A 22643-nucleotide genomic window follows, 5' to 3' on the forward strand; every position below is an offset into this window, starting at 1 on the left:
AAAAAGAAGTTATGCCGCAAGCTTATTAGAAGAGGAAACATTTGAAGCCTGCCTATTGCCACCCCAAGGCAAGTTACTTTGAAATTGCCTGTGGGAAATACTTTCAGATTGTTTGTGGGATGCTTGACAATGGATTCAGACTCTAGCCAGAGATTGAAATATCTTTACAAAGAATATGTAAGACTCAATGATAAGGCAGATGATCTTATCAAAAGCACTTTTGAGGATTTCAAGTTATTTGGAGTAGTAGGTGCAGTTATCCTTATTTGGAAGCCTATTGCTGAACTCACTTTACCCGCAAGCCCAAGGCTCAATTCCAGTCTATTTCTATTTTTAGGCTTTCTGAGTCTGCTTACAGTTCTAGGATTAATTGCACTATCAAACTTAATTAAACAATCCTATGCATGGTACTTTGTGCATAATTTACAAGCTTATGAGATGGAGATTAAAAAAGAATTAGGTGAGGTAGAAGACTCACAAATTTTTAACTTTAATATGGGCAAAGAAGAAGCAAAATTTATTATTTCATCTTACCAATTATCATACAGAACATTTACCATTTCATTTGCTATCGTCGTTACTCTTCTACCGTTCATAATTCTGTGTTATTCAAATATTTTTTATGCATTACTTTATCTATTAATATCATTTTTTGGTTTTGCACTGTATTTGCAAATTTTCAGGAGAATGGTCAAGCAATATTCTAATCAAAAACTCTTATAAATCGAATTCAAATAGCCTGCGTGAAACTCGAAAGCAGTGAACATGACAAAGCAATGGTGTATTGAACGGCTTAGCACCACAAGTTCAATAAAGCGGCATGACACTTCGGTCGGAGCGGACTGTTGGAGCGAACCAGCGAGAGAGCTTGGTGGTGATGCAAAAGTTATTTGCTGCTCAACCAGAACGTTAGGGCGATGGCGACGGGCTGATGCTTGGACTGACACTCGGGGCTGGCACTGCCTCACTAGTCTGAGAGTTTTGTAGTAAAACCTGGGTGTCAAATCGGAAGGTGCGCCCATCTTGCACCGCAGACGTTACTCCGATCGCCCGAATTGCATTTAAAAGCGCCCGATTGTCGGTTGGCAAAATGGGAAAAGGTAAGTTTGTGTTATTTGCCAACGGCTGCACATTCAAGAAAAAATGACCATTGTTGGCTGCTAAATTAGTCGCCGTTGCTTTTCGGAATAGGTCAGCTTCTGCCAATGTTTTTCCGGCTGCGGGGGCAACTAGGCTGGAGACACCCGGCCCGATCGCCAAGTACAGCACATTCCCATCCAGCCAACCGTGGGTTGCATTTAACGCCGTAAATTGAGACACCCATTTAACGACTCCAGCATCATTCTGGCTAATTTGGAACTGGTAGCGATCTCTCATCACTTGATCAAGCTTTTTGAGCGTTTGCTCAGCAGCAGGGCGATCGCTCACCTGCATTAGCAGCATAATCCCAGCCGTGGGAGTGGGATCTAAGTTGGCTGGCGCTGTAATTAAGCCCAGCGCAAATTCTCCATCCATCCAAGGCAGAAAATCCTTTTCCACATTCATGCCCGTCAAATTTTCTAACCCTGATTGCACAGCGTTAGTGCTGTAGCCTAAGGTACGAGGAGCAGGATTTTTTTCATTCTTCTGGCTTGTCTCCTGCCAAAACTGCTTAAGGCTGCCGCCCGAAGTCATCATGACAGTTTGAGCAGGCAACAGGCTGGGCATTCGTTGGGCTTTGTTATCGGTTCGATACCGTACTTTACTGTTAGCATCAACCCACGACAAGCCCTGCATTCTCATGCCTTCTTGCCCCAAATTGACCGTGCTGATCATGCCCTGATTGTTGTGGAGCAAGCTGAGGGCTTGGGGTGGAATCGGCAACGCAGGGTTACTAATTGCCATGTTCTCAGCGGCAGGTACGTTGACATATAGCCGCATGAAAGGTGCAACAGTTTTAAGCTGCTTGAACGACTGGTTATACTCTGAAATGCGCGATAAAGGCGGCTTACCTTTGAAGGTGTCGATGACCTGCTCAATGGCTTTGGCGCTGGGCGATACGACGACAAGGCGATTATTGACGACTGTAGCAGCGTAGGCGGGTTCTTCTTTGCCGTGGACTTCTCGGATTTTTTGTCCTTTATAGTCGCGCTCTACCCATTCTTGTCCGGCAGCGGTTTTGGGAGTTGCCATCAGCGCTTGAGCTTTGGCAGGATTGGCGATCGGTAGGATAAACACGGGTGGCGTATCTACCAATCCGTTCGGGTTAGAGGATTGGATAGCAGGTGAGTTATTTTCTGCTATGGGCGGCAGAAACGCCACGGTCACTTCTTGCCCAACCCAGGGCTTAATGTCGCGGTTATAGTCCAGCCCGTTGGCAGTGAGGTAGCGATCGCGCAATTTAGCAAAATTTTCTGCTAGAGCTGCCTTCGTATCCGGATTGCCAAACTGTTGAAGCTGCTGCCATTGGGTTTCGTTAGTGGTAAAAGCTAAGGTCATTGCCGTGGATTGGGGCAAGATTTCCGAACCCACGGGCAACCCTTCCACCGGAGTGTTTTGTTGCACTACCCACCACAGCGCTATACCCCCACCCGTTAGGGCGATCGCGGCACTCAGGGGCACAAGAGATTTCAGCTTTTTATTAAATAATTTTTTTATCATTTGTCTCTAGCCAGAAAAGGATGGGCGACACCTGCGACAGAATTTTAGCGCAGGGACGATAGTTATTTAGAAAATAAAAACGAGTTGAATGTTCCAGCTTTCCTCGGTTCGCACTAGCCGAATCTGCCGCAGAAATTCCCTAAAATAAAATCGTCGTTCTGCCTCGGATAAATCTAACCAGAATTGCGGCAACGACACGACCTGGGCGATCGCTTTCAGGTTATCGGGCGGTAACTGTGCGGCTCTTGCCTGCAACGCCGCCATCTCTGTCCGCACCTTATAAGCTCGTAGCTCTGCCGTTTCGCCATCCAGCACGCCGCTCGTTACCAATGCCGGAATCTGTTCTAGAATTCCTTGCTTTGACGCAATCTGAGCCGTGATCCCCGACTTTATGCCATCAAAACTGGGCACATGACCCACTGCTACAGGCAAATCCTGACAAATCTGGTAGATCGTTTTTTCCAGCACCTCATCGTAGGCGATCGCCTGACATTTAGGCTGGTTGGGGCAAGTAGTTGGACGCAGATAAAGATATTCTGCCTTGCGAGAGGTCGTCCGGCTAATGGTCATGGGAGATTGACAAGTGCCACAGGTGACTAAGCCAGAGAGCGATCGCGGGGCACTGGCAGTTCGGGGCGGCATTTGCCGATTGCGCCGCAGCAACCGATCGATCTGCGCTGCCTCATCTCGCGATAGAATTGCAGTGTGAGTATCGGGCACTATTTCACCATTTTGGTAAGCCAAGTCGCCTCGGTAAACTGGACTGGTCAGCCACCGTTGCCCCGTCGAAGCTGAGATTTTCTTGCTATATTTCTTTTGCAGATACCGGACGCTGCCTCGAAGCGAGCCATAAAGCAGGAAATGATCAAAAAACTCCTTGACGACCGGAGCCGTGCTGCGATCGAGCGTGTAGCGATCTTTGCCCCGACGGTAGCCATAGGGCGCTTTCCCTGGCGGCGGGAGTGCCTTCACCCGATTACGGGCGTGTCCTTGCTGCAATCGTTGACTGCGTTGGCTGTCCTGTACAGTCTTTAATACATGGAGTAAGTCCGATCGCCGCAAAGGTTGATCATTACTGCCCACCGATTCTTCAATGGCAATTAAATGAATGTCTAAAGTTTCTAATTGGGCGAGGCGATCGCCCACCTCTGCCACTGAGTCACCCAACTCTGCCAGCCGTCGGACTAATAAGTAGGCTCCTGAGTATTGCTGACAATCTTGCAGTAGCTTTTGTAACTGAAATCGTCCCCCCAAATCCTGATACACTCTATCAATTTCCCAGCCCCAAGCTGAGGCATCTGGCGCAGCGCTAATCAGGGGATTGCTATAGGAGTAGGCAAAGATTTTTAAATCGTTCTTCATCCTTGCTTTCTCCTCGCTTTCTCCTGTAGATATCTAGCTAGTGGACATCTAGATAGACAACGCTCATCCCCACTATTCTTTGACTCCCAAAGACCATAAAATTATCACACTGCCCGGATAACTATCATAGGCGACCCCATGAGTTCTACCCTTCACTCTTCTGATGATGCTTTTCGGATTGGCACCGTGACAGAACCCCTAAACGCACAAAATCTAAACCTGGAAATTGCGTCAGCCGCTGAGCTATTTCTGCGCCATCGCCTCAAGATTGTGGAAGATCTGTGGCAGTCGGTGTTACAGCAGGAGTGTGGGCAAGAGTTAGTAGACCTATTACGGCAATTGCGATCGCTCTGTTCGCCTGAAGGGCAGGTGCCAGCGGCGATCGGTTCAGAGGCGCTCAAAGTGGTGGAAAACCTTGACCTGAATGAAGCCATTCGCGCTGCCCGCGCCTTCGCTCTCTATTTTCAGCTGATCAACATTGTCGAGCAACACTACGAACAGCGCGGACAACAGCAGCAATACCGCGCTACCTACGAGCAGCAAGCGAACGATAACGGTAAAAGCGCCTCGTTCTTTGCCTCCAATCCGATTAAGTATATAGGCGATCCTGAAGAATGTCAGGGCGCTCTGCAAGCCGACATGCTAGAAAAAAGTATGCAGGATACGACTAGTTGGCGAGAAGCCGGAACGCTGCAAACCCTCTTCCCCAAGTTGCTGCGGCTAAACGTTCCCCCGCGCCAAATTCAGCAGTTGATCGATAATCTCGATGTACGCCTCGTGTTTACCGCACACCCTACCGAAATTGTCCGCCACACCATTCGTGATAAGCAGCGCCGCATTGCCAAAATTTTGCGCCAGCTTGACCAGGCAGAAGAAGGAATGCAAACGATGGGGCATTCTGCGTCTTGGGAAGCCAACGAGCTACGGGAGCAGTTGACCGAAGAAATTCGCCTCTGGTGGCGCACCGACGAGCTACACCAGTTCAAGCCTACTGTATTAGATGAAGTGGACTACACCCTCCACTATTTCCAAGAGGTCTTGTTTGACGCGATCCCCCAGCTTTATCATCGCTTCTGTCGATCGCTCTCAGCCACATTCCCCAGCCTTCGCCCGCCTAGCCAAAACTTTTGTAAATTCGGCTCGTGGGTAGGTTCCGATCGCGATGGCAACCCGTCCGTCACACCCGAAATTACCTGGAAAACCGCTGGCTATCAGCGCAACCTGGTACTGGGTAAGTACATTAGCTCGATGGGATATTTGACTAACCTGCTCAGTCTTAGCCTGCACTGGAGCGATGTCTTGCCAGAGCTACTGGAATCATTGGAGCAAGACCAAATGCAGCTTCCAGAGGTCTACGAAAGCCTAGCAATTCGCTATCGGCAGGAGCCTTATCGACTGAAGCTAGCTTACATTCAAAAGCGGCTGGAAAATACGCGCGATCGCAGCATTCAGCTTTACAACGGTGACTGCTTCCATACCGAAATTCCCGAAATCAACCCCGCTACAACCTACGGTTCCGGTGCCGATCTCCTAGCCGAACTCGACTTGATCCACCGCAACCTCCATGAAACCGGGCTGCAATGCCGCGAGCTAGAAAACCTGATTTGCCAAGTCGAAGTGTATGGCTTCAACCTGGCATACCTGGACGTGCGCCAAGAAAGCACGCGCCACTCCGATGCCCTTAGCGAAATTGCCGACTATCTACAAATCCTGCCCCGCTCCTACAACGACCTCTCAGAAGAGCAACGTCTCGTCTGGCTCTGCACCGAGCTACAAACTCGTCGTCCACTCATTCCAGGTGAACTGCCCTTCTCCGAAAAAACTGTCGAAACCATCCGCACCTTCCGCATGGTGCGCCGTCTGCAACAGGAGTTTGGTTCTGCCATCTGCGAAACCTACGTCATCAGTATGAGCCACAGCGCCAGTGATATGTTGGAGGTATTGCTCCTAGCCAAAGAATCAGGACTTTACGACCCATCAACCAGTTCTGGCAGTCTCAACGTCGTCCCCTTGTTTGAAACCGTCGAAGATTTGCAGCGCGCCCCAGCCGTAATGAAGGAAATTTTTGAACTCCCCTTCTATCGCGCCATGCTGTCGGGCGGCTACAGCGGTGAGCCAGATTCGCCAACCCTAGTTCCCCAGCCCATTCAAGAAGTCATGCTGGGTTACTCTGACAGCAACAAAGACTCAGGCTTCCTCAGCAGCAACTGGGAAATTCATAAAGCCCAGCAAGCCCTTCAAAAAATTGCCGAGCAGTATGGCGTTGCCCTGCGGATTTTCCACGGACGGGGCGGTTCGGTGGGTCGGGGCGGTGGTCCGGCATACGACGCAATTCTGGCGCAACCCGGTAGCAGCATTGACGGGCGCATTAAAATTACGGAGCAAGGGGAGGTGCTGGCATCGAAGTACAATATGCCCGAACTGGCACTGTATAACCTGGAAACAGTGACTACTGCTGTATTACAAGCCAGCCTGTTACGCAACGGGTTTGATGATATTCAACCCTGGCACGAAATTATGGAAGAGCTTGCCACGCGATCGCGCAGTCACTATCGCAACCTGATCTACGAACAACCTGACTTTATTGATTTTTTCCACCAAGTCACGCCGATTGAAGAAATCAGCCAACTCCAAATTAGCTCTCGTCCGGCTCGTCGCGGCGGTAAAAAAGATCTCGCTAGCCTCCGAGCTATTCCTTGGGTGTTTAGCTGGACTCAAACCCGCTTCTTGCTGCCTTCTTGGTATGGAGTCGGCACTGCCCTGCAAAGCTTTTTGACGGAAGCACCCGAAGAGAACTTAAAGCTACTGCGCTATTTCTACTACAAATGGCCTTTCTTTAAAATGGTGATTTCCAAATGCGAAATGACGCTCTCGAAGGTAGATTTGGAGATTGCTCACCATTATGTCAATGAACTCAGCCACACCGAAGACCGCGATCGCCTGGAAGCAGTGTTCGCCCAAATTGCTCAAGAGTTTTACCTCACCCGCGAACTGGTGCTAGCCATCACCGGGCACAAACGATTACTCGATGGCGACCCCGACTTACAGCGATCGGTGCAGCTTCGTAATGGCACCATTGTTCCCCTGGGCTTTTTGCAAGTCTCGCTAATCAAGCGTCTGCGCCAACACAAAACTAACGCCGCCTCTGGAGCCATTCGCTCTCGCTATAGCCGGGGTGAATTACTCCGAGGTGCATTGCTCACCATTAATGGCATTGCTGCCGGAATGCGCAATACGGGCTGAGCAGTCGGCTCTAAAAAATCCTGGCTAGAATTAGGCTAGTCGTCGCATCATTTAACTTAACGACACTAGCAGCAGTTACTCCAGGAGATCCATGAGCAGGAATGAAATGAAGGGACTTGCGAACGAACTCAAAACCCAGCTTTTAACTTTGGGCGGACTCGTTGCTTTAATGTGGGCGATCGAAATCATCGATCAGCTTCCTGGTATAAACCTGGATCTGTACGGCATTATTCCTCGTAGGATCATTGGACTGCGGGGAATTGCATTTGCGCCATTTTTACATGGGAACTTCCCTCACTTAATTGCGAATACAGTGCCTTTTTTAACTTTAGGATGGTTAGTGATGTTGCGTCGCACTAGCGACTTTTGGATTGTAACGGCGATCGCTGCCCTCATTGGCGGGTTGGGCACTTGGTTGATTGCGCCCTCTTTCTCTATTCATATTGGTGCCAGCGGTATCATTTTCGGCTACTTAGGCTTCCTGCTCTTCCGAGGATACTTCGAGCGCAACTTTGCCTCTATGGCATTGTCTGTCACCGTTGGAGTATTGTATGGAGGGTTACTTTGGGGTGTTCTACCACAACAGCCAGGAATTTCCTGGCAGGGGCACTTATTTGGGTTCATTGGGGGCGTAGTGGCAGCCCGTATTTTGGCTGCACCTAGGAAGCCGCCCAAAGCTTACTAAATTTAAAAGGTAGAACAAGATGAAAGATTTCGCAGGTAATACTCTGGCATCTGCTAAAAAACTGGGCAGCTTGGGTGCCAAAACGTTAAACTTCAAAGATTCTATAGGTTCAGGCGATCGCGATGATCTGTATACCTTCAGCGTGGGTAGCAGCAGTGGGCTGAACGTGAACTTTTCAGGAGCGATCGCGGCTGAACTGTTTACCCTAAAGAATCGCAAAGCTATTAAAAAAATCGGTAAAATAGATTTCAGCAACCTTAAAAGAAAAGATATTCGCAAAAATCTTATCCGCGTTGCTCGTTCTGGTAGCAGCAACGTTCCCCAAATCAGTATTGCCACATTAAATCCTGGTGATTATTATTTGCGGGTGCGATCGTCTAAAAATAAAATAAATTACAGCGTTGCTATTAGCAGCCCGACCGCGATCGCTGATCCTGAACCGCTCCCGACTTTCGATCCCAATCCCATTCCAAATCCAGTTCCGATTCCCCCTGTTTTAGTTCCAATTCCCAATTCACTTCCTACTCTTGGAATCACCACATCCCTTTTCAGCGGCACTGGATTGCCTAAAACGCAAGGCTGGCTAGACTTTAACCAAATTCCAATCTCTTCCCTGATCAATCAACCGCCCTTTCTGTCAAACACTGCTAAAACTGTTGTTCAAACTTCAGGTACAACGGGTGTCACGTTCAAAACCGATGAAGGTATTGCGACAACCGCAGATCTGAATAAAGGCTATGCAGGCTACAGCAACTACACCGCCACGATTGCAACTCCATTTCCTTTGACCTTTAAATCTGCAAAGGTTAACCCAGCCTTCCCAACGCTCGATCGCACTGCAGGTTACAGTCTCTCATTTAGGCTTGCTGTGACTTCAGAAGTGAGTAATCCTGATCGGGCAGGGTTTAGCATTACTTTAATTAGCGAAGATGCTAAGGGAATTGAATTAGGATTTAAGAGCGATCGCATTTTTGCTCAATCCAGCACTTTTACCGAATCTGAAACCGCTATTTTTAGCACCAATATCTTTACTAATTACAAACTCGCAGTGAAGGGCGACGGCTACGAACTGTTTGCCAACAACGCCTCTATCCTTAAAGGGGCACTCCGAACCTACGAGTTTAATCCCGCAACTAGCAATCCGCCGCTGCCTGCTAGCCCATACGTCTTACCTAGCTTTTTGTTTCTGGGCGATAACACCGATCAGGGAAGAGCAACCGTAACTTTAGGGGCGATCGACATTACTCAAGGTTGATCAGAAATACCAAATAGTCTCCTTCTCAATCCGCTAATTCCTCTTATTTTTTGAATATGAGGAAACAATAAACGTCCAACTTGCCACGTATGTTCCAGAAAACTGACTTAAGTAGTCAGCAGTACTGTCTGGAACAAACCAATCAGGAACCACCTCTTGCTGTTGAATCTTTTCGTTCAAGCCAATTTGCAACGACATATTTTCATAAGCAATGTTTGCTTTTGCGGTTCTCAGCATTGTTCCGACTAACTTATACAGCCATTCTGCTCGAACAAACAGACTATGTGCTGGATGGTCACCATAATTGAATCCCACAATAATAATTAAGTATCCACTCTCGCTGACAATCCTATCTAAACAAAATTGAATAATTTGTTGCTCATCCTTATGCTGCTGACTTTCCTTATCAACGGTATGGAATATCATTCCACCTAGTAGCACTACGTCAAACTTTCTGCCTTCCGCAGCTAGTTTCCGCAGAAAGACCCATAAGTCTTGGCAAACAAAGGTTCGATCAGGATGTTTAGTTGAACAGTATTCAATAGCATATGCACTATGATCAATCCCCAAGTATTCGCATTGAGAAGATAAATATTTGAGCAAAGCCCCATTTCCACAGCCCAAGTCTAACAAAGAGTATGGTTTCTCTCTAAATGCTTCCTCTATAAAGTGAACGGCTGGCGTATAACGAGTGGCATTTTCTGGCTGTTCAAAGTAGGCAAAATAGTCAGACTGAAATCGCTCTTCTTCAGACATTTTACGTACAGGGTAATTGCTGTGCATATCGTAAGGAGGTTATGAAGTAAAGGTAGTATCTAGATTCTAGATTGGAGTTGCAATTAGTTCTGCTAAATAGTGGACGATTACCTACGATCGCCCTCAGACTAATCACAAAATTGATCTTAAAGCGATCGCCTTTACCAGACAGTTTCTACTGACATAAAATATCGTTATCAACGTAGCTAAGTAATCGATACAACCGTCTTTGGATGATTAAAGTTAAAGTTTCTGAAAGCTCTAAGCGCTGGAATGAACACTAGTTTAAGACGTTGTTAATTTCTTGTTAAGAACTTTGTGCGATCGCTAGAAAATCTAACTTTTTTACAGAAGAGCGATCGCGCTAACTACAGGACTAACAGAGAAAACCCTTGTTGCAACAGAGTTTTCTCTTCTTCGGCGCTGAGGAGAGAATTCAAAGTTTCTCAAGATTATTTAGCAAAATTTTAGGGTTACACTTTTTGTTAAAAGTACGTTACATTGTAACGGTCTACGCAAAACAAACTAGGTAAAACGCATGGCTGATATTATTGATACCGCTGTTGGTGCTGGCTCTTTTAGCACCCTAGTAACTGCAATTAAAGCTGCTGGTTTAGTAGAAACTCTTAAAGGCGCAGGTCCCTTTACTGTTTTCGCTCCTTCTGATGAAGCATTCGCTAAACTTCCTGCTGGAACAGTTGAGAGTCTGCTTGGAGATATTCCTAAGCTCAAGCAGATCTTGACTTACCACGTTGTCTCAGGCAAGGTAATGGCGGCTGATGTTGTTAAGCTGAAAACGGCGACAACAGTTGAAGGCTCAGATGTTAAAATTGATGCTTCTAACGGCGTTAAAATTAATGATTCTACAGTTGTAACACCTGATGTTGCTGCTGATAATGGCGTTATTCATATTATTGATACAGTATTGCTTCCTGCATAAGCAACCGCTTAAATAGCATCAAAACTCGTTAACGTTAACAAGTTGTTAACGTTAACTAAGTGTGGGTCATAGCTTTTAGCAGCTACTGACCCACTTTGTTTAGGGATACTTGTGCAACTAAGCAAGTACAAGAACACAAACAACTTTAGAACTTGTGTTTAGGGTAAGGCGAAGCAATCAACATCACATTCACTTTTCACCCCAAGGTTTTCTAAACTAAAGCTTTGAGATTCTTAGTTATCAATTTTTAAGGGAAATGTAATCGAAGAGTTCAGTGTTGTTTCATGAGATTTTCAAAGAAATAAATATCATTTTGTGGAGCGACATCATGCTAGTCGAAGGCGAGACTTTGAGCTAATCTATCAGTGTCTTTTGAAAAAATCGCTTCAATGAAACGAGAGGAATTTGGATAACAACGTACTTAATTACGGGTGCAAATCGGGGCATTGGTTATGAGTACTACCCTCAACTGCGAGCACGGCAAGAAACTGTCGTTTCTAGTCTGTCGTCATTGCATCTAAGGAATTGCAGCAGCTAGGAGGACGGGTTGAGGAGGGCATTGATATTATCTCAGATGCTTTTGTAGCAGATTTGCAAACCTGTCGAAGAAATATTGCGATCGCGCTTTAGCATCTAACGGTAGGCAAAATCAACATCCTTGACTCGCAAGCACAAGGTACACAGGCGCAGTCTAACCCCGTAGAGAAACTGTCACCATCAAAGTTTTTTCGAGTGTGGCTCTATCAGCACTTGAGCCAAAGCAATAGCTATGTGCTTGATGATACTCACATATAACCGTACAAACCTGAAAATGTGCGGAAAGATTCTTGCGATCCACCGGATTTAGGGAGATCGGCAGAAGAATTCTTGCGATCGACCTAAATTAGAGTGATGTACGGAAAAACTCTCTCAAAAGAAGTTACGCTGCTCAAGCTATTGATGAAGGCGTAACCATGGGGTGAGAGGCGATCGCTCTAACGGTAAATAATGCAGAGCGATCGCGCTTTAGTCAAGTAACAGTCCAACTTAGCTTCAAACGTTCATAAACCCACCATCAACGACGAGATCTGCTGCTGTCATATAGGAAGACTCATCACTGGCAAGAAAAACGACACCCGCAGCAATCTCCTCTGGTTTCCCAAACCGCCCCAAAGGGGCAGACTGCTTAACATAGTCACCAAAGCTATTCAGTGCTTCTGGTGGCAATCCCATTTTGCTTTGAAAATTCGTGGGCACAAAACCAGGGCTGATGGCATTGACTCGGATCTGACGGGATGCTAGTTCAGCCGCCAGAGTTCGAGCCAACGATCGTACTGCCGCCTTTGTGGCAAAGTATACGCTGCCCATTGCTGCGCCCTTCTCATTCACAGCGGATGCGTTCAAAATCACCCTTGCCCTGTCATTCAGGAGTTCAGCAAGTTTCTGCACGGTAAAAAACACGCCTTTCACGTTGATGTCAAACTGGTCATCATAGAACACTTCGTCGATCGCAGCGAGTGGAGCAAACAAGCCAATGCCTGCATTTGCAAACAGAATGTCGAGCGTACCAAATTCTACTTTGACCCGTGCTGCTAATGCGTCCAAGTCCCGGAGGGAGCGAACATCTGCTTGAACCGAAATCACCGCTTCACCGAGTTCATTGACAGCAGTTTGCAGACGTTCCTCGTTCTGTCCAGTAATCATCACTTGTGCCCCTTCCGCGACAAACTGTTTGGCAGTTTCAAACCCGATCCCTGTCGTTCCTCCAGTGATCAGGGCTGTTTTGTTCGTCAAGCGTGCCATAGTTGTACCTCATAAATGATAACAAACTTAGACTGATTGGTCTAAGTTAAGGCAAAAAATTTAACCGGTTTTGAGCAGTGCCAACGTCGCCTCTACGGTGCTATGCAAAAGCGTTTCATCTTCCAAGACCCGACCGATTAAAGCCATTCCCTGGGTTGTACAAAGCAACAGACGGGCAAGGTTGCGGGGGATGATGACTGCACTGATTTCACCTGCTTTTTGAGCACGATCAATGACGACGCAATAAGCATCTTCCAGTCCTTGAAGATGGTGACGCAAAATGGATGCAATCTCCGTCTCCTCTGTATCGAAATCAGCAATATTAGTGCCTAACATACAGCCTTGACTTCTAGGTAATGAATGTCGGTGCTGCAAATTTTGTAGAACTTGCTCTAGGTTTGCTAGGGGCGACCCCGGAGCCGAAAGCTGATTCCGAATGGACTTTACCTCTGTGTGGACATAGTGGTCTAATGCCTTGAGAAAAAGCGATCGCTTGTTGCCAAACGTATCGTAGAGACTCTTTTTGCCAATTCCCATGTGTTCCAGCAGTTCAGAAAGGCTTGCTGCCTCATATCCTCGTGCCCAAAACACATCCATTGCCTTTGAAAGGGCAACTTCAGGATCAAATTGCTTCTCAGGCCCTCTGGTCATGATGGCATAGTAGCATTACCTAAACCGAATGGTCAATGTTTTTTGTAAATGGCATACGACAGACCTTTAAGATGCAATCAGTTGACTGGTGGCGATCGCCGCATAAAGTCGCTGCACCGGAACGTTGCCATTTAATTGGTGAGTTGCAAAAGTTATCTGCGTCTGGTGAACTTGGTCGTTAGACGGCTTTAGTTGCCGATCGCTACCCTCTTTCACTCACCGCTAAAACTACCGTCACTGATCATTACGGGCTGATTGAGATGCTGTTGTAGAAATGATATAAGAACGTTCCCAACTTAGTTGGCAGTAACGTTTTGAACCTTTATTTTTAACGAGACTGAGCCTCTAGCATTACTCCCCGAATGGAATAATCTAGCAAGCGAATAGGATGAATGACAGCGACCCCTTGCAGGTTTCTCGAAGAGATCGCTTTTCCCTTCTTCTCTAAATGCTTCATGATTTGTAGCGAACATCCAGGGTTAGAAGATGCGATTAATGTTGCTCCTGTGTTCAGCAAATTATCTACCTTCTGCTGCCCTAACTCGTCTGCCACTTCGGGTTGCAGCATATTGTAAACGCCAGCGCTTCCGCAACATAATGCTGCATCAATAGGATCTCGTACCGTTACACCGGGAATTTGACGCAAGAGTTGACGCGGTTGAAGACTAATTTTTTGACCATGTAAAAGATGGCAAGCATCTTGATAAACCATAGTTAACGGCTCTGTTTGCAATGGAGAAAGCTTGGCAGTTAAACCTACGTCTGCCAGAAACTCTTGCACATCTCTAACCTTGCTAACAAACGACTTTGCCTTATCTCGGTATTCCGGGTCGTCTTGCAAAATATGATCATATTCTTTTAGCGTATGCCCACAGCCTGCTGCATTAATGATGATGGCATCGACATTTGTGTGTTCAAAACTATCGATCATTTGTCTCGCCAAAGCCTGTGCTTGGTCAGTTTGTCCTTGGTGTTGGGGCAGTGCCGCACAACAGCCTTGGCTTTTAGGAATGACGACCTCGCAACCGTTGGCGCTCAGGACTCTAGCGGTAGCTTCATTAACATCGCTGAAGAATAGCCGCTGGACGCAACCCAAAATCATGCCGACGCGGTAACGCTGTTTGCCCTGTGCCAGCACGACATCAGGTAGGTTGTCTTGAAACGATCGCGCGGTGACAGCAGGCAGCAACGACTCCATTGCAGCAAGACGAGGCGATAAGCGCTGAAGTAATCCGCTAGAGCGAATGAGTTTGGGTAGTCCTAGCCATTGATAAACGGCAAGGGGAACGAGGAAAAGGCGAAGGCGATCGGGATAGGGAAACAGCGAGAAGATGAGTTGACGGAAGAGGCGATCGCCCAGCCCGCGTTCATGATTCCGCTCGATTTGTGGGCGAGTGGCGGCAATGAGTTGGTCGTACTGCACACCAGAGGGGCAAGTGGTGACGCAAGCCAAACACCCCAGGCAAGAGTCAAAATGCTGCACCGATGTGGGCGATAAAGGGGCTTCGCCTTCGTTAATCGCATCCATTAAATAAATGCGTCCCCTGGGGGAGTCCATCTCTGTGCCTAATACCCGATAGCTGGGACAAGTGGAAAGGCAAAAGCCACAGTGAACGCAAGCATCGATGAGCTTAGGGTCGGGGGGATAATTGGGGTCAAACTTGGGGCTAGTTGGATCGGCAGTTTGAGTCATTGTTAAATTCCGCCGACAAACCGACGGGGACTGAGGAGATTTTTGGGGTCGAACTGGGTTTTGATTTTTCGCATCAGTTCCAGGGCATTGCCAGAGTAGCCCCAAACATCTACGGTTTGCTTGAGCGAAATGGGTGCTTCTAAAACGGTGAGAAAACCTCCTTGCGCCTGGCAGAGATCTCGAAGCCTAAGCAGGGCTGGGGCAGTTAGATTGCTGAACCGGAGCATTCCTAAACCGCTACCTGCGTAAATACAGCCTGTGACGGAAGCGATCGCCCTCATCTGCACTAATGTCTCGACTGCTTTCGATGGGAGTACTCCTATTTTGCAGGCAATGGGAAAAGCGGGGGTGTGCGTCTCTATTTGTTCTTGCAATTGCTGCCATAACTGGGCTTCCTCGATGCCTGCCCAGGCTTGCCCTTTTAGCCCTAGCGCTTCACCCACTTGGAGCAGTCGGGCGGCTTGTTGTTCGACGCTGACCTCAATATTTTGGAAGCGGATCAAAAGTCCCATGCTATCTACCCCTATTTGAGCCGGGAGGAGGGCGATCGCAGTTGGTGTTAACGCCGAAGCGAGCAGGATTTTCGTGACTTCAGCGATCGCCCCCGCATCACCCTGTAACATCACTGTCCGGGCTGCGGCTGGCAAAGGATAAACCCGAAAAGTGACCTGATTGATAATGCCCAAGGTGCCATAGGAGCCTGTAAATAACTTCATCAGGTCGTACCCAGCAACGTTCTTGACCACGCGACCGCCAGCTTTAGCGATCGCCCCATCACTGCGCACAAAGGAAAGCCCAATCAGCATATCTCGAATGCCACCATATCGTTGTCGTAGTGCGCCAGTATCGCCTGTTGCCACAATGCCACCGAGGGTTGCAGTCGCAGAGTATGAGGGATCGATCGCCAAAAACTGCCCCCCTTTCGCCAGTTCTAACTGCAAGTCTGCTACCTTCATGCCCGCTTCAGCCGTTACGGTCAAATCGCCCACAGCATGGTCAATCAGCCGATTTAGCCGCGCTGTGCTAACCCCTAGATCGACCTCTCCTAAACCGCCCCAGTGCAGCTTACTACCCTGACCGCAAGGCAAAACTCGCCAGCGGTTCGCATCAGCACAAGCGAGAACTTCCGATAGCTCTTCTAAGGTTTTAGGGTAGGCGATGCATTGAACTAGGGAGTTCGGGGCAAGGGCTGCGATCAGGCACGTGCTCTGCGAGCTACCTGCAAGGAGTCGCTCTTCACCTTTCAAATTTTCCCAGGTCTTTACTCCTGATGATCCAACAATGCTTTCTAACGTTTGGGCAATCCCGCTCACGTCACTCATGCTCCTGATAAACCAGTGCTCTCTGAAATCAACGGCTCAAACGCTGGGGGTGAGAGCGGGTAACAACGTGAGGATTTCGACACCTGTGGGGGTGACGGCGATCGTATGTTCAAACTGCGCTGAGAGCTTGCGATCTTTTGTTAGAGCCGTCCATTGGTCGGGCATTACCTCAACTTCCCAGGTGCCCTCATTAATCATTGGCTCGATAGTAAACACCATGCCAGGTCTAAACTTTTTGCCCTTCCCACGAATGCCATAGTGAGGAATTTGGGGAGCCGTATGGAAAATTCTACTCACTCCGTGTCCCACGAAATCACGCACGACCGAGAAGCCTTGGGATTCTGCATAAGCCTGAATGGCTGCCCCAATGTCGCCGACTCTGCCTCCGGGTTTCACAGCAGCAATGCCACGCATTAAACACTCTTGGGTCACTTCTACGAGCCGTCGCGCTGTTGGTGAAGGGGTTCCAACAAAGAAGGTGCGAGAGACATCGCCATGATATCCCTCAACCAAGGGCGTAACATCAATGTTGATAATGTCGCCATCTCGCAAAATTTCTTTGGCGTTGGGAATGCCGTGACAAACAACCTCGTTAACGCTGGTGCAAATCGATCGCGGGAAAGGATTATCGCTTCCTGCCGGATAACCCAAAGGCGCACTCTTCGCTCCTCGTGCTTGCGTCCAAGCTTCGGCGGCTTGATCTAGGGCTAGGGTACTCACTCCTGGCTTAACCATCGGTTCCAAGTAGTCGAGTAGTTCAGCCGCAACGCGCCCCGCCTGACGCATCTTTTCAATCTCTCGGCTCGACAAAAGGACAATCTGTTCGTTATCCATGAATCTCTAATGTTTCTATCTTTCTATCACTGTTACTCATCTTAGACGGAAATGTTGAATGGCTGCGTTGATTGAGAACGCTAAAGGTTTTACACTATCCTTCTACTACCTCTTCAGGTCAGATTACTTATTTATGACTGCCATATCTTCCTCAACCGTCCCTGTTGCCATGACTATTGCGGGGTCAGATAGCGGCGGTGGGGCAGGCATTCAAGCTGATTTACGAACCTTTGCCTTTCACCAAGTTCATGGTACCTGCGCTCTCACCTGTGTCACGGCTCAAAATACAATGGGCGTGACACGGGTTGATGCATTGCCGCCTGCTGCGGTAGTCGCTCAGATCCTTGCCGTGGTTGAGGACATTGGTATTCAGGCGGCAAAAACTGGAATGCTGCTGAATCAGGAAATTATTGCGGCGGTTGCAAGCCAAATCGAGGCGCTGGAGTTACCTAATATTGTTGTTGATCCGGTGATGGTTTCCCGCACTGGAGCGCAGTTAATTGATGATGAGGCGATCGCCACCCTGCGCGATCGTCTTATCCCCTTCGCCACTGTCCTCACGCCCAACCGCTACGAAGCCCAAATTCTCAGCGGCATTGACATTGATACTTTGGCAGAAATGAAAACTGCTGCCGAAAAAATATTTACCTTGGGGGCAAAAGCCGTTTTGGTCAAAGGCGGCGGCATGGCGAATGAGCTACGGGGATTAGATGTGTGGTTTGATGGCGATCGCCTGGAGATTCTTCAAACCGAGACGGTGGATACCACTGATACCCATGGCACAGGCTGCACTTTAGCAGCCGCGATCGCCGCTAATCTTGCCCTGGGTCATGTTCCTTTCGCCGCTACCCAGGCTGCCAAGATCTACGTCACCCATGCTCTCCGCCATGCCCTCCGAATTGGAAAAGGGCAAGGTCCCGTCGGACATTTCTTCCCGCTCCTCTCTTAAGTCCTTCCAAATCCCCAAAAACCTCCACTAATATGGAGTCAACAATCCTAGTGCTATTTAATGCTGTATCTCAAGAATCTCGTTTACCACCCGCCCGCCACTCCATCAGCAATTCTTAAATCTATCAACCTTGAGTTAGCACCTCAGCAAATGGGCTTAATTGTGGGCCCTAGTGGTTCTGGGAAAAGCACGCTTCTCGAGATTTTGGCAGGCTTGGCGAAGAAAACATCGGGCACAATCTTGTGGCGCGATCAAGAACTCAGTCCTGATCATCTTCAGCAGTTGGGCGGTTTGGTGTTTCAATTTCCTGAACGCCATTTTTGTGGACACACTATCCTGTCAGAGCTCCGGTTAGGACATCCTGAATTGGGGAAGGAACGGATTGATCAGGCGCTGGCTGCGGTTCGCCTGAGTCATCTTGCGCTGGGCACTTCGCCCCGTTCCCTCAGCGGTGGGCAGCAGCGGCGGTTGGCTTTGGCAGTGCAATTAATTCGGCAGCCTTATCTCCTTTTGCTAGATGAACCAACAGCGGGGCTAGATTGGTCGATGCGGCAGCAGTTGATTAGCTTGCTAGGGGAACTAAAAAAGGAGTGGACGTTGCTTATTGTGTCTCACGAGCCAGGAGAATTAATGGCGATCGCCGATCGCTGCTGGACGCTAGAGCATGGAGAGTTAGCTACTGCTGATCCTGCAAGTTTTGTCACCAAGCAACCCGTCGTGCAAGGGTAGTGGGATGATAGGTGGGGCAAAAAGGAGAGTTCATGTCGGATTTATCGCAGCCTGATTTTTTAGAGCCTGATTTACCACAGCCCGATTCAGTACAGCCTGATTTGCCAGCGCTGCATGAGGTTTGGCATCAGACTTTAGGGTGGCAACCGACTGAGGCTCAGCAAAGTCAGTTTCAGAAGCTTTATGAGCAAATTCTAGAGGGGAATCGGCTGCTGAATCTGACCCGAATTACCGAGCCGCAAGAGTTTTGGGAGAAGCATCTGTGGGATTCTTTAGTGGGGATTAAGCCTTGGCTAACAGATATTGCAGAGGCAGAGGTGGCTTCTGAAGATCCTCAAGTTCTCTATAAGGTGATTGATATTGGGACAGGTTGTGGGTTTCCAGGGGTGCCTGTGGCGATCGCTCGTCCTGACTGGTTCGTGACTCTGCTAGATTCCACGCGTAAAAAACTGGTCTTCCTCGATTCATTGTTAGCTTCGCTAGGCATTACGAATGCTCAAACTTGGGTAGAACGCGCCGAGCAGTTAGGCAAAAGTGCTGAGCATCGAGAGCAGTATGATTTGGTACTGATTCGAGCGGTGGCAAGTGCAGTAGTTTGTGCTCAGTATTGTTTGCCGCTGTTAAAGGTGGGCGGTACAGCGGTGCTCTATCGAGGACAGTGGACAGAGGAAGAGGCGATCGCTCTAAAATCTGTCGTTATAAAACTGGGTGGAGAGGTTGAGGCAGTGGAGGCGGTAACGACACCTCTGAGTCAAGGAGTTCGGCACTGTGTTCATCTTAAAAAAGTCTTGACTGTGCAGAAAAAGTTACCGCAGAGGCGAGATATTGAGTAGGGCAATCGCTCTACCTTTTTAGCCAAACCCATGACTTTCCTCAAAGATCTTTCTGCCTCTGCTATTATTGCGGGCTTCGTCACTGTGCTCGTTGGCTTTACAAGCTCTGCGGTCATTGTTTTCCAGGCTGCCCAAACCCTCAACGCCTCACCCACTCAAATTGGTTCCTGGATGTTTGCCCTAGGAATGGGCATGGGGTCAACCTGCATTCTGCTCTCCTGGCGATATCGGGTGCCAGTCGTCACTGCCTGGTCTACGCCAGGTGCCGCCATGCTGATCACAACGGTAGCTGGAGTCTCGATGGAAGAAGCGATCGGGGCGTTTCTAGTCTCAGGGCTACTCATTACCCTTTGTGGCTTCAGCGGCTGGTTTGAGCGCATTATTAACCGGATTCCTCTGGCGATCGCATCAGGAATGCTATCGGGGGTGCTGTTGCGATTTGGTTTAGATGTGTTTGTTGCCATGAAAACGCAGTTTGTGATGACGTTTGCTATGTTTTTGCTGTACCTTGTGGCTCGTCGCTGGATTCCACGCTATGCCGTGATTTCTGCTTTAGGGTTGGGGCTGCTCATTGCTGGCGTTAAAGGACTGCTGCATTTTGAGACAGTCAGCTTGCAATGGGCACAGCCTGTTTTCACTTCGCCCCAATTCTCGGTCAGTGCGCTGGTGGGGGTGGCATTACCTTTATTTGTGGTCACAATGGCATCTCAAAATGTGCCTGGGGTTGCGATAATTCGCGCATCTGGCTACTCAGTGCCCATCTCGCCTCTCATTGGTTGGACAGGCGCAGCCACGATCGCCCTCTCCCCTTTTGGAGCTTTTGCCCTTAGCCTCGCTGCCATTACTGCTGCAATTTGTATGGGCAGAGAAGCCCATGAAGATCCTGGCAAGCGCTATGTGGCGGCGATCGCGGCAGGAGTATTCTATCTGTTGATTGGAGTTTTGGGCGGAACAGTCGGTGCGGTGTTTGCAGCACTGCCCAAAGAATTGGTGTTGGCGATCGCGGGTCTAGCGCTCCTAGGAACCATTGGCAATGGACTCGCCGCCGCCCTCGCTCATGAGAAAGACCGAGAACCCGCCCTTATCACTTTCCTGGTGACGGCATCAGGCGTGACGTTGTTTGGCATTGGAGCCGCGTTTTGGGGATTGATTGCAGGAACACTAGCACTAGGAATATTGCAGCTTAAAAAAGCTAACTCCTCTGGCTGCTAATTTTCCTGACTAAAATCCTGCACCTGTGTTTCCGACAATCCGATGAGATCAGCCACTTGAGATACTGCCATCCCAGTAGCTAACAGATTTCGGGTTACCTGCCGCAATTGTGCTTGTGCTTGGTTTTTATTCGAGTTGCGCCTGTTCTTTTTGACGTTGGGCTTGTTCTTTTTCGAGTTGCGCCTGTTCTTTTTGACGTTGGGCTTGTTCTTTTTCGAGTTGTGCCTGTTCGTTTTGACGTTGCGCTTGTTCTCTTTCCCGTTCTTCTTGTTCTGTGTCAGTCAAGAGCCAGTTACCTTGGCGATCGCACCATCGCAACCAATGACCAGTAACTCCGTCACTAAGCTTTGGCGATCGAGCGTACTAAGCTGGGTTTCTAGTTCCTGGCGCAGAAATTCATCTTTGCAGGAATAGAAGCAAAAGAGGCGAATTTGCATGAATCAGCAGGAGACAAAGAGGCAGAGGCTAACCTTAAAGGATGTCTGAGAAGTATCAAAGATTCTTACACTCGCCCCCCAACCCCCATTTTGGGGCGACTTCCGAGCCACTCCTTCTTCAAAGTCCCCCAAAATGGGGGATTTAGGAGGCGGATTGGATAGCAAGCTAGACTTCTCAGACAACCTCTTAAAACAATTCAATAATCTGAGCGTTCCCCAAACTCAACTCATCGTTTTTTATATCACCTGCTTTTGCTTTTCAACGTACTGCATCAGCCCTTCGCAAGCATCTAACAGCAGATCAATGACATAGTTAAACCCATCAGAACCGCCGTAATACGGATCAGGCACTTCCTGGTCATTGTACGTACCGCAAAAATCGCACATTAGTTTTACCTTGTGCCAGTACTTGCCCTGCGGGTCAAGCGCCAAAATATCCTGGTAATTGGCTTGATCCATTGCCAAAATTAAATCAAACGCCTCAAAGTCACTTTTTTGAAATTGTCTGGCACGTCCCAAAAGCGTAATGCCTCGGCGCATTGCTGCTGCTGCCATGCGGCGATCGGGCGGATTACCAATGTGATAGCTACCTGTTCCGGCAGAGTCGCATTCAATTTGGCTTTGCAGATGATTCTGCTCAACCAAATGGTTCATGATACTTTCGGCAGAAGGCGATCGGCAGATGTTGCCAAGGCAGACGAATAGAAGCTTGTAGGGCGTTTGGGTCATAGTATCTTAAAAGTGCGCTATACTCTCTAAAGGTTTGAGGGCATGTAGCTCAGTGGATAGAGCACCAGGTTCCGGTCCTGGGTGTCGGGGGTTCGAGTCCCTCCATGCTCGTTTTAGCTCTTAATGCCAGCCAAAGACAGAATAGCCTATGTTCTGGAATTATTAAAACCATTGAGGTAGTACTGATCTTTTCGGGGCGATCGCCCATAATTTCCTGCTTTTTCCCTCAAAACGCGTCAAGATTAAGTGACATAGCTCACTCAACCAAGAGAAACTTGTTAAAGAAATATGGGAAAACTGACAGCAGGATAGTCCAATTGCACAGCCACTGGCGGTGCGGGGACTCCTGCCCAGTTCTCCTCTATCGCCTATTGGTCATGCCTAAAATCAACAAAATCAACTTCCCGGTTTGGCAGTATCTAACCCAATCGTTGTTTGATGAACATTGTCCGGCAATCCTGAGTCCTCGCTTGTATTTTCACTTGTATCAAGTTCGTTATTTAGAAAAGTGCTGGAGCCGCCTTCACCGTCCAGAGGAGCGTTTTCAGAACTGAGGATGTTAGCAGTTTTAATCACTATTCGTTATCGCTT

22 protein-coding genes and 1 tRNA gene are annotated in these 22643 nt (G+C 48.4%); 11 read left to right on the forward strand and 12 right to left on the reverse strand.

The genetic code is table 11. The features are described from left to right. Positions 1-129: 129 nt before the first annotated feature. Complete coding sequence (locus KME11_03495; GenBank protein MBW4514270.1) at positions 130-723, forward strand: hypothetical protein; 594 nt, start codon at positions 130-132, stop codon at positions 721-723. Between the two features lie 186 nt (positions 724-909). Here KME11_03495 and KME11_03500 read toward each other — a convergent pair whose 3' ends face one another. Beyond that, positions 910-2601, reverse strand: coding sequence for a DUF3352 domain-containing protein (locus tag KME11_03500; GenBank protein ID MBW4514271.1), 1692 nt, complete (start codon positions 2599-2601; stop codon positions 910-912). A gap of 105 nt (positions 2602-2706) precedes the next feature. Then, positions 2707-4002 (reverse strand): recombinase family protein, encoded by a 1296-nt coding sequence (locus KME11_03505; protein MBW4514272.1) that lies wholly within the window; start codon positions 4000-4002, stop codon positions 2707-2709. Between the two features lie 138 nt (positions 4003-4140). On the opposite strand from KME11_03505, the gene ppc reads away from it, so the two are divergent. From ppc to KME11_03520, 3 genes are all read left to right on the forward strand, one after another. Continuing rightward, complete coding sequence (ppc, locus tag KME11_03510; GenBank protein ID MBW4514273.1) at positions 4141-7245, forward strand: phosphoenolpyruvate carboxylase; 3105 nt, start codon at positions 4141-4143, stop codon at positions 7243-7245. A gap of 91 nt (positions 7246-7336) precedes the next feature. Then, entirely contained in the window at positions 7337-7930 is a 594-nt protein-coding gene (locus tag KME11_03515) for a rhomboid family intramembrane serine protease (GenBank protein ID MBW4514274.1), read from the forward strand. 19 nt (positions 7931-7949) lie between these two features. Beyond that, positions 7950-9185, forward strand: a complete 1236-nt coding sequence (locus tag KME11_03520) for a hypothetical protein (protein MBW4514275.1) — start codon at positions 7950-7952, stop codon at positions 9183-9185. Between the two features lie 33 nt (positions 9186-9218). On the opposite strand, the gene KME11_03525 is transcribed toward KME11_03520, so the two are convergent. Then, positions 9219-9941 (reverse strand): class I SAM-dependent methyltransferase, encoded by a 723-nt coding sequence (locus KME11_03525; protein MBW4514276.1) that lies wholly within the window; start codon positions 9939-9941, stop codon positions 9219-9221. 538 nt (positions 9942-10479) lie between these two features. Between KME11_03525 and KME11_03530 the strand changes: the two genes are divergently transcribed. After that, complete coding sequence (locus tag KME11_03530) at positions 10480-10881, forward strand: fasciclin domain-containing protein (protein ID MBW4514277.1); 402 nt, start codon at positions 10480-10482, stop codon at positions 10879-10881. 1032 nt (positions 10882-11913) lie between these two features. Here KME11_03530 and KME11_03535 read toward each other — a convergent pair. From KME11_03535 to map, 6 genes are all read right to left on the reverse strand, one after another. Continuing rightward, positions 11914-12663 (reverse strand): SDR family oxidoreductase, encoded by a 750-nt coding sequence (locus tag KME11_03535; protein MBW4514278.1) that lies wholly within the window; start codon positions 12661-12663, stop codon positions 11914-11916. Between the two features lie 60 nt (positions 12664-12723). Continuing rightward, a complete protein-coding gene (locus KME11_03540; GenBank protein ID MBW4514279.1) occupies positions 12724-13314 on the reverse strand; it encodes a TetR/AcrR family transcriptional regulator in 591 nt (196 codons plus the stop codon). A 66-nt stretch (positions 13315-13380) separates the two neighbouring features. Then, the gene (locus KME11_03545) at positions 13381-13530 is read right to left on the reverse strand and encodes a hypothetical protein (GenBank protein ID MBW4514280.1); all 150 of its coding nucleotides are present in this window, start codon (positions 13528-13530) and stop codon (positions 13381-13383) included. A 112-nt stretch (positions 13531-13642) separates the two neighbouring features. Beyond that, positions 13643-15007: a 4Fe-4S dicluster domain-containing protein gene (locus KME11_03550; GenBank protein MBW4514281.1), complete on the reverse strand. Its 1365-nt coding sequence runs from the start codon at positions 15005-15007 to the stop codon at positions 13643-13645. A gap of 2 nt (positions 15008-15009) precedes the next feature. Next, a complete protein-coding gene (locus KME11_03555; GenBank protein MBW4514282.1) occupies positions 15010-16329 on the reverse strand; it encodes an FAD-binding oxidoreductase in 1320 nt (439 codons plus the stop codon). A 36-nt stretch (positions 16330-16365) separates the two neighbouring features. Further along, positions 16366-17163, reverse strand: a complete 798-nt coding sequence (gene map / locus KME11_03560; protein ID MBW4514283.1) for a type I methionyl aminopeptidase — start codon at positions 17161-17163, stop codon at positions 16366-16368. A 133-nt stretch (positions 17164-17296) separates the two neighbouring features. Between map and thiD the strand changes: the two genes are divergently transcribed. Genes thiD through KME11_03580 form a run of 4 tightly spaced genes read left to right on the forward strand, consistent with a single transcriptional unit; the run spans position 17297 to position 20886 of the window. Beyond that, a complete protein-coding gene (thiD, locus tag KME11_03565) occupies positions 17297-18112 on the forward strand; it encodes a bifunctional hydroxymethylpyrimidine kinase/phosphomethylpyrimidine kinase (protein ID MBW4514284.1) in 816 nt (271 codons plus the stop codon). Positions 18113-18172: 60 nt separating this feature from the next. After that, the gene (locus KME11_03570) at positions 18173-18841 is read left to right on the forward strand and encodes an energy-coupling factor ABC transporter ATP-binding protein (GenBank protein ID MBW4514285.1); all 669 of its coding nucleotides are present in this window, start codon (positions 18173-18175) and stop codon (positions 18839-18841) included. 32 nt (positions 18842-18873) lie between these two features. Then, entirely contained in the window at positions 18874-19674 is an 801-nt protein-coding gene (rsmG, locus tag KME11_03575) for a 16S rRNA (guanine(527)-N(7))-methyltransferase RsmG (protein ID MBW4514286.1), read from the forward strand. 30 nt (positions 19675-19704) lie between these two features. Further along, a complete protein-coding gene (locus KME11_03580) occupies positions 19705-20886 on the forward strand; it encodes a benzoate/H(+) symporter BenE family transporter (protein MBW4514287.1) in 1182 nt (393 codons plus the stop codon). 126 nt (positions 20887-21012) lie between these two features. On the opposite strand, the gene KME11_03585 is transcribed toward KME11_03580, so the two are convergent. The 3 genes from KME11_03585 to KME11_03595 form a co-directional block, all read right to left on the reverse strand. Next, positions 21013-21171 (reverse strand): hypothetical protein, encoded by a 159-nt coding sequence (locus KME11_03585; GenBank protein MBW4514288.1) that lies wholly within the window; start codon positions 21169-21171, stop codon positions 21013-21015. Further along, entirely contained in the window at positions 21168-21323 is a 156-nt protein-coding gene (locus KME11_03590; protein MBW4514289.1) for a hypothetical protein, read from the reverse strand. Before KME11_03590 ends, KME11_03585 begins: the two co-directional genes overlap by 4 nt. A 237-nt stretch (positions 21324-21560) precedes the next feature. Continuing rightward, entirely contained in the window at positions 21561-22052 is a 492-nt protein-coding gene (locus KME11_03595) for a low molecular weight phosphotyrosine protein phosphatase (GenBank protein MBW4514290.1), read from the reverse strand. Between the two features lie 38 nt (positions 22053-22090). Between KME11_03595 and KME11_03600 the strand changes: the two genes are divergently transcribed. Continuing rightward, positions 22091-22163, forward strand: a tRNA-Arg gene (locus KME11_03600). A gap of 266 nt (positions 22164-22429) precedes the next feature. Then, entirely contained in the window at positions 22430-22606 is a 177-nt protein-coding gene (locus KME11_03605) for a hypothetical protein (protein ID MBW4514291.1), read from the forward strand. The last annotated feature ends 37 nt before the right edge of the window (positions 22607-22643 follow it).

It is taken from the genome of Timaviella obliquedivisa GSE-PSE-MK23-08B, assembly GCA_019358855.1.
Taxonomy (GTDB): Bacteria; Cyanobacteriota; Cyanobacteriia; order Elainellales; family Elainellaceae; genus Timaviella; species Timaviella obliquedivisa.